Genomic DNA, 1775 nt, shown 5'->3' on the forward strand with positions numbered 1-1775 from the left:
GCGGGGCCGGGCGGGGTGCCGGTCCGCCCGGCAGCCGTGGCACGCCCGCGGTACTCGCGCACCGCCACCGCCGCGCCGCGTGCCGCGAGAGCGAGGAGCACCAGCACCGAGGCCCAGCGCAGCGGTACGACGACGGGGGTGACGAAGCGGCTGAGCGAGGCGCCGCCGACCGCGGCGGCGAGGGCGTAGAGGCCGTCGGCGGTCGCGACGCCGAGGGCGGCGCAGGAGCCGGTCCGCAGCGAGGTGCGCGCGCTGAGGGCCACGAGGTAGGCGCCGACGGAGCCGACGGGTATGGCGATGCCGTACCCGGCGAGGAGGCCGGCGACCAGGACGGCGCTCATGCGCGCGCGGGCATCGGCCTTCGCGGTCGGCCGGTCTGCTGCTGGACCCGCGCCGGTCGGACGGCGGGGACGGTCAGCGGCAGGGCGGCGGGCGCCGGGGTCGTGGTCATGGCCGAAGCTTCCCGGGAGCGCGGCGCGAGCGGCAACCGATTTGCACCACCGACCCGCCCACGTACCTGACTACCCGCCTACCCGACCACCCACCTACCGGACCACCCGCCTACCGGACCGTCCGTCACCCCTCCACCATCACCCCTCCACCGCCCCGCTCCGCCATCAGCCCATCCGCATGCTCCCGCACGACCGCTCGCGCCGACTCCGGTGTGTGGTGCCCGACCAGGACCTGGGCGGTGAGGCCGTCCGTGAGGGCGAGCAGGGTGTGGGCCTCGGCGGACGGGTCGAGGGCGGGGGCCAGTTCGCCGGTGTCCTGGCCGTAGCCGATCAGCCAGACCAGCAGTTCGTGCAGTTTCGTGTACGTGTCGCGCAGCACCGGCGCCAGTTGGTCGCTGACCGCCGCCTGGGCGACGAAGGCGCCCCAGACCTGTGCCTCCGTCCGGTCCTGCGGATCGACCAGGGCGAGCGCCGACAGGGTGCGGTCGAGCAGGGTCACGGCCGACTCCGGGCTGTCCGAGGCCTCGATGCGGGCCCTGGCCCGGTCGCCGACCCGCTGCGAGATGCCCTCCAGGGCGAACAGCAGCATCTCGTCCTTGGTGCGGAAGCAGCGCTGGACAGCGCCCATGGACACCTTCGCCTCGGCGGCGACGTCGCGCAGGCTGACGGACTCCATGCCGGAGCGGGCGATCAGGACGCAGACCGCTTCGGCGATGCGGCTGCGGCGGTCCTCGTAGTCGACCTGTCTGGGCACGTGCGGTGGCTCCTTCCAGGAACGTCGGGCGGTCGGGCCGGGGCCTGAAGTTTTCGATGCGGTTGCATCGTATCCTGACGCCGATGCATGATCTGATGCGACCGCATCGGAAAAGGTGGCATCCACGGCCACCACCACATTCGGGGAGACACGCCCATGGCACCGCGAACCAACGACCCCACCCCTACCAACACCAACACCAACACCAAGAAGTCCTCCCCCGAGGGCCTCTTCGCGCTCTTCGGCGTCATCCTGGTCGTGCAGGGCTTCGGCTCCGCGATCACCGAGGCCGGATGGGACACCAGCTTCGGCGTCTCCGCGCTGCTGCGGGAGGCCGGGGCGCCCGCGTGGACGGACCTGGTGGTCGGGGCGCTCGGCTGCGCGCTGCTCGCGGTGGCCGTGCACGGCCGGATGCGGCGCCAGGCGTCGTAGCCGCACGGCCGGATGCGGCGCCACGCCTCGTAGCGCTCGCCCCTCCGGTCCCGCGATACTTCCGCCACCTCACCGGTTACGGAAGGACTCGCGTGCTCACTCGACTTGGCGTCCTCGGCGCCGCCGCCCTGCTGGCC

General features: G+C 73.3%; 3 protein-coding genes. 1 reads left to right on the forward strand and 2 read right to left on the reverse strand.

Annotated elements, in window-relative coordinates; genetic code table 11:
* Both AOK22_RS38535 and AOK22_RS38540 read right to left on the reverse strand, forming a co-directional pair.
* A partial coding sequence (locus tag AOK22_RS38535) for a LysE family transporter (RefSeq protein WP_157872434.1) occupies window positions 1–341 on the reverse strand: 341 nt, incomplete at its 3' end.
* A gap of 235 nt (window positions 342–576) precedes the next feature.
* Entirely contained in the window at window positions 577–1206 is a 630-nt protein-coding gene (locus tag AOK22_RS38540; protein ID WP_055703279.1) for a TetR/AcrR family transcriptional regulator, read from the reverse strand.
* Window positions 1207–1362: 156 nt separating this feature from the next.
* Between AOK22_RS38540 and AOK22_RS38545 the strand changes: the two genes are divergently transcribed.
* Window positions 1363–1638, forward strand: a complete 276-nt coding sequence (locus tag AOK22_RS38545) for a hypothetical protein (RefSeq protein ID WP_063795426.1) — start codon at window positions 1363–1365, stop codon at window positions 1636–1638.
* Window positions 1639–1775: the final 137 nt, after the last annotated feature.

It is taken from the genome of Streptomyces silaceus (assembly GCF_001419745.1).
GTDB lineage: Bacteria > Actinomycetota > Actinomycetes > Streptomycetales > Streptomycetaceae > Streptomyces > Streptomyces silaceus.